General features: G+C 70.5%; 7 protein-coding genes. 3 read left to right on the plus strand and 4 right to left on the minus strand.

The features are described 5' to 3' along the window. Positions 1-257 precede the first annotated feature (257 nt). The 3 genes from ACWEVN_RS26655 to ACWEVN_RS26665 form a co-directional block, all read right to left on the minus strand. Positions 258-1,808, minus strand: a complete 1,551-nt coding sequence (locus ACWEVN_RS26655) for a glycoside hydrolase family 13 protein (protein ID WP_449685888.1) — start codon at positions 1,806-1,808, stop codon at positions 258-260. Continuing rightward, positions 1,808-2,191 carry a globin gene (locus ACWEVN_RS26660; RefSeq protein ID WP_086840497.1) on the minus strand — a complete coding sequence of 128 codons (384 nt, stop codon included), beginning with the start codon at positions 2,189-2,191 and terminating at the stop codon, positions 1,808-1,810. The genes ACWEVN_RS26655 and ACWEVN_RS26660 overlap by 1 nt, the downstream gene beginning before the upstream one ends. A 100-nt stretch (positions 2,192-2,291) precedes the next feature. After that, positions 2,292-3,242 carry a mechanosensitive ion channel family protein gene (locus tag ACWEVN_RS26665; protein WP_396136939.1) on the minus strand — a complete coding sequence of 317 codons (951 nt, stop codon included), beginning with the start codon at positions 3,240-3,242 and terminating at the stop codon, positions 2,292-2,294. 394 nt (positions 3,243-3,636) lie between these two features. Between ACWEVN_RS26665 and ACWEVN_RS26670 the strand changes: the two genes are divergently transcribed. Then, positions 3,637-4,134: an HNH endonuclease gene (locus ACWEVN_RS26670; RefSeq protein WP_310972134.1), complete on the plus strand. Its 498-nt coding sequence runs from the start codon at positions 3,637-3,639 to the stop codon at positions 4,132-4,134. A 110-nt stretch (positions 4,135-4,244) separates the two neighbouring features. Here the strand turns inward: ACWEVN_RS26670 and ACWEVN_RS26675 are convergent, their stop codons facing one another. Continuing rightward, positions 4,245-4,616: a hypothetical protein gene (locus ACWEVN_RS26675; protein WP_091316368.1), complete on the minus strand. Its 372-nt coding sequence runs from the start codon at positions 4,614-4,616 to the stop codon at positions 4,245-4,247. A 278-nt stretch (positions 4,617-4,894) separates the two neighbouring features. Here ACWEVN_RS26675 and ctaJ point away from each other — a divergent pair, with 278 nt between their 5' ends. Both ctaJ and ACWEVN_RS26685 read left to right on the plus strand, forming a co-directional pair. After that, the gene (gene ctaJ / locus ACWEVN_RS26680) at positions 4,895-5,149 is read left to right on the plus strand and encodes an aa3-type cytochrome oxidase subunit CtaJ (protein ID WP_310972138.1); all 255 of its coding nucleotides are present in this window, start codon (positions 4,895-4,897) and stop codon (positions 5,147-5,149) included. Further along, positions 5,136-5,624 carry a DUF5130 family protein gene (locus tag ACWEVN_RS26685; protein ID WP_449685886.1) on the plus strand — a complete coding sequence of 163 codons (489 nt, stop codon included), beginning with the start codon at positions 5,136-5,138 and terminating at the stop codon, positions 5,622-5,624. Before ctaJ ends, ACWEVN_RS26685 begins: the two co-directional genes overlap by 14 nt. Positions 5,625-6,000 lie beyond the last annotated feature (376 nt).

Below are 6,000 nucleotides of genomic sequence, written 5' to 3' on the forward strand. Positions count from 1 at the left end.
ACAGCAGCGATCGACTTCGCCGCAGCTCCCACCTCTCCGGCAGGGACCAGCCGAAGTTGAGCTGGCGCAAGTGCTCCTCGACCCCACAGGCCCACCGGCTCGCGCGAGTCGCCCGACTTCGCCAGAACTCGGCGCCACGGCCCACCCTCCCTGGGGGATCCCCCGCTTCCAGCGTATCGGCAGCAACCGACGGAAAGGCCGCCCGAAGGACTTCCGGCCGGAGTTGTCCACAGCCGGCGTGAGTTGTGGAAGCGGCCTCAGACCAGCCAGGCGGCCGAATCCGCGGGCAGCTTCCCCTCCACCAGCGGACTGCTCGACAGCAGCACCTCACCCGGCGGCAGCGCGATCGGCGAGGCCGACGTGTTCAGCGCGCACACCAGCCCACCCCCGCGCCGCCGGAAGGCGAAACACCCGGCCGGTGCGCCGTACCACTCCAGCTCGTCGCCGCTGAATGCCGCGTGCGTCTTACGCAGCTCGATGGCGGCGCGGTACAGCGACAGCGTCGAGTCCGCGTCCTCGATCTGCTTCTCCACCGTCGACCCCGCCCACGAAGCCGGCATCGGCAGCCACGTGCGCGGGTTCCGCGAGAACCCGAACGGCGGCAGGTCGCCCTCCCACGGCAGTGGGACCCGTGCGACGTCGCGGCCGAACTCGGCGCCACTCGTCTTCGCGCGCGGGTCGGCCATCTCCGCCGGCGCCAGGTCGACGTTCGCGAGCCCCAGCTCTTCGCCGTTGTACAGGTACACCGCGCCCGGCAGCGCCAGCTCGACCAGGGCCATCGCCCGCGCGCGCCGCACGCCCACCGAGCCGCCGCCGTAGCGGCTGACCTGGCGCCAGACGTCGTGGTTGCCCAGCGTCCAAGTTGCCGGGGCGCCCGTGCGGGCCGGGACGGCCAGGGAGCGCTCGATGGCCGTGCGCATCGCGTCGGCGTCGAAGTGGGTCAGCACCAGCCGGAAGTTGAACGCCAAGTGCAGCTCGTCGGGCCGCAGGTAGCGCGACAGGCGTTCCTCGTCGGTCACCCAGATTTCGCCGACCGCCATCGCGTCCGGGAACTCGTCGAGCACCTTGCGGATCATCTGGTGGATCTCGTGGACGCCGTCGTGGTCCCACCGCGGGTCGTAGTAGTGGCTCGGCCCCAGCGCGTTCGCGCGCGGGTCCATGTCCGGCAGGCCGGGCGGCTTGGCCATGCCGTGGGCGACGTCGATGCGGAAGCCGTCGACGCCGCGTTCGAGCCAGAACCGCAGCGTGCGCTCGAGATCCGCGGCGACCTCGGGGTTGGCCCAGTTGAGGTCCGGCTGCTGCGGCGCGAACAGGTGCAGGTACCACTGGCCGTCCGGCACGCGCGTCCAGGCCGGGCCGCCGAAGGCGCTGACCCAGTTGTTCGGCGGGTCTTCGCCCTTCGGCCCGACGCCGTCTCGGAAGATGTACCGGTCGCGCTCCGGGCTGCCCGGCGCGGCCGCCATCGCCGACTTGAACCAGGCGTGCTGGTTGCTGGTGTGGTTCGGGACCACGTCCACGGTGACCTTGATGTTCCGCTTGTGCGCCTCGGTGAGCAGCACGTCGAAGTCGCCGAGGGTGCCGAACATCGGGTCGACGTCCCGCGGGTCGGCGATGTCGTAGCCGTGGTCGGCCATGGGGGAGCGGTAGAAGGGTGTCAGCCACAGCGCGTCGACGCCCAGCAGCTCCAGGTAACCGAGCCGGGAGTGGATGCCTTCCAGGTCTCCGACGCCGTCACCGTCCGAATCGGCGAACGAGCGCACGTAGACCTGGTAAAAGACCGCATCGCGCCACCAGGCGGCCGAGGTCATCAGACGAAGCTGTTCATCATGCTGTGCGCCGCCATCTCCAGGTAGGCCCACAGCTGCCCCCGGTACGGTTCTTCGAGGTTCTCTTCGTCGACGGCGATCCGGATGCACCGCAGCCAGGCGTCCCGCTCGAGCGGCCCGATCTTGAACGGCGCGTGCCGCATCCGCAGCCGCGGGTGCCCGCGCTGGTCGGAGTAGGTGTGCGGGCCGCCCCAGTACTGGATGAGGAACAGCCGGAACCGCTCCTCGGCGGGCCCGAGGTCCTCTTCGGGGTAGAGGGGCCGGAGGATCTCGTCGCGCGCGACCTCCTCGTAGAACCGCCCGACGATCCGGCGGAAGGTCGGTTCGCCGCCGACCGCTTCGTAGAGGTTCGCCGGTTCGCTCACTGCAGACACGCCTTCCATTTTGCCCTTGGGGTGCGGGTTCCCGACGCCCGGTCCGCACAGTTCCGGTTCGTCGCGAACCCGCTCCCCAGCGTAATGGCGCCTACTTCTCGACGGCCGGGGCCGCGGGCGGGAACAGCCGGCCGAGCGGCGGTTCGAAACCCGCCTCCTCCAGGGCCGCCAGCAGCTGGGCCCGCAGCGCCCGCTGGACCGCCCACTGCTTGCCCGGCCGGACCTTCACCGTCAGGCGCAGGGAGAGCCCCTCCGGTGTGACGCTTTCCACACCCAGCATCTCCGGCGGCTCGAGGACGTTGTCCTTGAGCGCGTCGGACTCCGTGGCCGTGACCGCGGCGTCGGCGAGCACCGTCGTCGCGCGCTCGACGTCGGCCGTGTAGCCGAGGGGGACGTCGACGACCGCCACCGCGAAGCCCTGGCTCGAGTTGCCGACGCGCAGCACTTCGCCGTTGCGGACGTACCAGACCGTGCCCTTGACGTCACGCAACGTCGTGATCCGCAAGCCCACCGACTCGACCGTGCCGGACGCTTCGCCCACGTCCACGACGTCGCCGACGCCGTACTGGTCCTCGACCATCATGAAGATCCCGGACAGGAAGTCCTTGACCAGGTTCTGGGCGCCGAAGCCGATCGCGACGCCGATGATGCCGGCCGACGCGATGATCGGGCCCAGGTTGATGCCGAGTTCGCCCAGCACGAGGATGAACGCCAGGCCGTAGATCAGGAACGTCGACATCGACTTCAGCACCGAGCCGATGGTCTTCGCGCGCTGGCGGCGCCGTTCGATGACGGCGGAGCCGAGCACCTCCGGGGCGCGCTCGCGCAGGGGGCGCAGCAGCGACGGGAGCTTGCCGCCGGTCTTCGGCAGCGTCGTGACGCGGTTGATCAGCCTTCTCAGGATCAGGCGCACCAGGAACGCGATCACGATGATCATCAGGATCTTGACCGGTTTGGTGATCAGCCAGTTCGCCGAGCCCGCCAGCCACAGGTTGTGCGTGACGTCGTACACCGTGTAGCAGAACGTGCTGGGGTCCTTCACGCACGGCGGGTCGGCGGAGGGGAGCAGGGAAAGCACGGCGGTTCGTTCATCCTTCCGATCGGGTCGGGCACCCCAACGCCGAGTGGATGTTGGGTCGCGCGGATGTGACACGTCTTGTAACACACGTGCGCTGGGGGCCTGTTCTGTGGTCGACTATGCCTACGCCCCTGGAGGTGGTCGAGTGCCAGACCGACAACCCAGCCCCCGCGGCGTCTCCGGCCAAGCCACGGCCGACGAGGCGCCAGAGGTGGTTCTGCGTGCCTACCCGGGGGGTTCCGCATCCGGCGGAACCGTCCCGGCCGGGCCGGGGACCCGCCCAGGGGGAGTGACCCGCCCGCCCGGACAGCGTAGTAGAGGCCGGGATCCGGCCGCCCCGGCCTGGGGCCGGCGCCGGGTGCTCCTGCTCAACGCCACCTTCGAGCCGCTGACGGCGTTGCCGCTGCGGCGCGCCGTGGTGCTCGTGATGTGCGGCAAGGCCGAAGTGGTCCACGGTGACCCCGGCGGGATCGAGCTGCACTCGGCGAAGGTTTCTCTGCCGGTGCCCTCGGTGATCCGCCTCAGCACGTACGTGCGCGTACCGTATCGCGCGCAGGTGCCGCTGACCCGTGCGGGGCTCATGCACCGGGATCGCTACCGCTGCGCCTACTGCGGAGGGCGGGCCGAGACGATCGACCACGTCCTCCCGCGCAGCCGGGGCGGCCCCCACAGCTGGACCAACTGCGTCGCCTGCTGCGCCAAGTGCAACCACCGCAAAGCGGACAGGTTGCTTTCGGAGATCGGCTGGCGGCTGCGGATCGTCCCGCGGGCGCCCCACGGCCCGCACTGGCGGCTGCTCGCGCATTCCAAGGAGGCCGACCCGCTCTGGCGGCCGTATCTGGGCTCCGCCGCTTAGCTCCTCCGGCGGGCGGAGCGCCCCCTGACAAGCCGGCGCCCCGGCTGCCTGTGCGGCGGCCGGGGCGAGCCGGGTGCTTGCGCTGAGGTAGCGCGTCCCTGGAGTACGGGTCAGGCAGCGAGCGCGTAGTCGCTCTGGCAGGTGACGCGGGTGCCCATGGTGACGCGCGTGCCGCGGGTGACCCGAGTGCCTCGCGTGACGCGGGTGCCGCAGGTGACTCGCGTGCCGGCCGTCACACGCGTGCCCATCGTGACGCGAGTGCCGCGCGTGACCCGGGTCCCTCGGGTGACTCGCGTGCCCGCCGTCACCCGGGTGCCCATCGTGACCCGCGTTCCCGCCGTCACACGTGTACCGCGAGTGACGCGTGTACCCCGGGTAACCCTTGTGCCCGCCGTCACACGCGTTCCGGGCACGAATTCGATGTCGCTCAGTGACGATGTGGTCTCGGTGATCGCCTGTGCGGGCGTCTGGACGCTGTTCATGGCAAGGCCTCCTGGGACCGGTGCGTTACCTGCTGGGGCTGGGGAGCGGGGCGCAAGGCCCGTACAGGTGAAAAAGCTACGAGGATTTCAAGGCCCGGACAAGACGACAGCGGCGGGTGCGGCCGCCTGTACGTTGAGTTGCAACCTTTCGGCCCGACGGTCTTCGCCCCAACGTTCCAGTGGCCGCGAGCCAAGCGGCGGACGGCACTCGGCTTACGACGAACGGTCGAGTGCGCCGCGCGCGGTGGGTGCGGAGGTCATCCGATACGCTCACCGGCGTGAACATCGTCGAGACGATCGTGGTCTTCGCCGTGATCCCGCTGGCCATCTACGGCCTCGCCGGGCTGCTGACGCTCCGGCGCAGGTCCGGCGGTGCCCCGCGGCACCGGTCCGGCCAGGCCTGGGAGTACCCGGCCATGTGGTGGAGCGCCAACCCCGAAGGGGCGGGCACGGCCCACCGGCACGCCGGCACCGAGAACAGCGCGCCCGAGGGCGCCCCGACCGCGGCGGGAGGCGCTCGTGGCAACTGGTGAGCTGACGAAGCGCGTCGACGAGTCCGAGCTGGGCTACGGCGAGGCTCTGATGGCCACCGGACGGGTGTCCGCGGCCAAGATGTACGAGCCGGAGGCGCCGTCCGGGCCGTTCAACACCCGCCAGCTGGCCCGCCTCGACGAGGCGCTGACGTTCGCTTCGCGCGAGACGGGCTTGGACTTCAGCCTGTACCTCGGCGAGCTCGGCGCGGAGAGCCGTGAGACGGCGGAGAAGCTGCACGCGACGACGGCGGACCCGTCGAACTCGGTGCTGATCGCGGTCTCGCCGGGTGAGCGCAAGATCGAGATCGTCACGGGCAAGGCGGCTTACCTGCGCCTGCCGGACCGCGGTGCCAAGCTCGCGGTGGCGAGCATGGTGGCGTCGTTCAAGGAGGGCGATCTGGTCCGGGGGCTGGTCAACGGCCTGGTGAACGCGCTGCGGATGCTCTCGGACCAGGCTGGTCCTGCTCCTCGGTGATCTTTTGGCCTGGCGGCCCTGCACCCCTCTTGGGGTGTGGGGCCGTTTTGCTTTCTGGGCTCTTTTGAGTTGTCCACTGGTGGGTTGGGCTGTGGATAACTGCGCTGCTGGGTTCTGTTGGGGGCGGTTTTTGTCCGATGTCGCCGATACGCTGGAAGCGGGGGCAGCCCCCAGGGAGGGCGGGCCGTGCCGGGGGTCGGCTGTACCGGAGGGGCGGGATGTGCCGGGGACGGCCGTGCCGGGGGCGGCTGTGCCGGGGGTGGGGTTCGGTTGGCTGCCGCAGAGCCTCACCTGAGTGGGGGTCGGTGGTGAGCCTGCTTGAGGGGTTCCCGCCGGCCCGAACGCCGGATTGTTCAGCGGCCGGCAGGTCGTGTCA

The organism is Amycolatopsis sp. NPDC003861 (assembly GCF_053605405.1).

What these genes read in the sequence shown, in the direction of transcription:
- ACWEVN_RS26675 (WP_091316368.1), bottom strand. Translation starts at nt 4,616, where the DNA reads ATGAACAGCGTCCAGACGCCCGCACAGGCGATCACCGAGACCACATCG.
- ACWEVN_RS26655 (WP_449685888.1), bottom strand. Translation starts at nt 1,808, where the DNA reads ATGACCTCGGCCGCCTGGTGGCGCGATGCGGTCTTTTACCAGGTCTAC.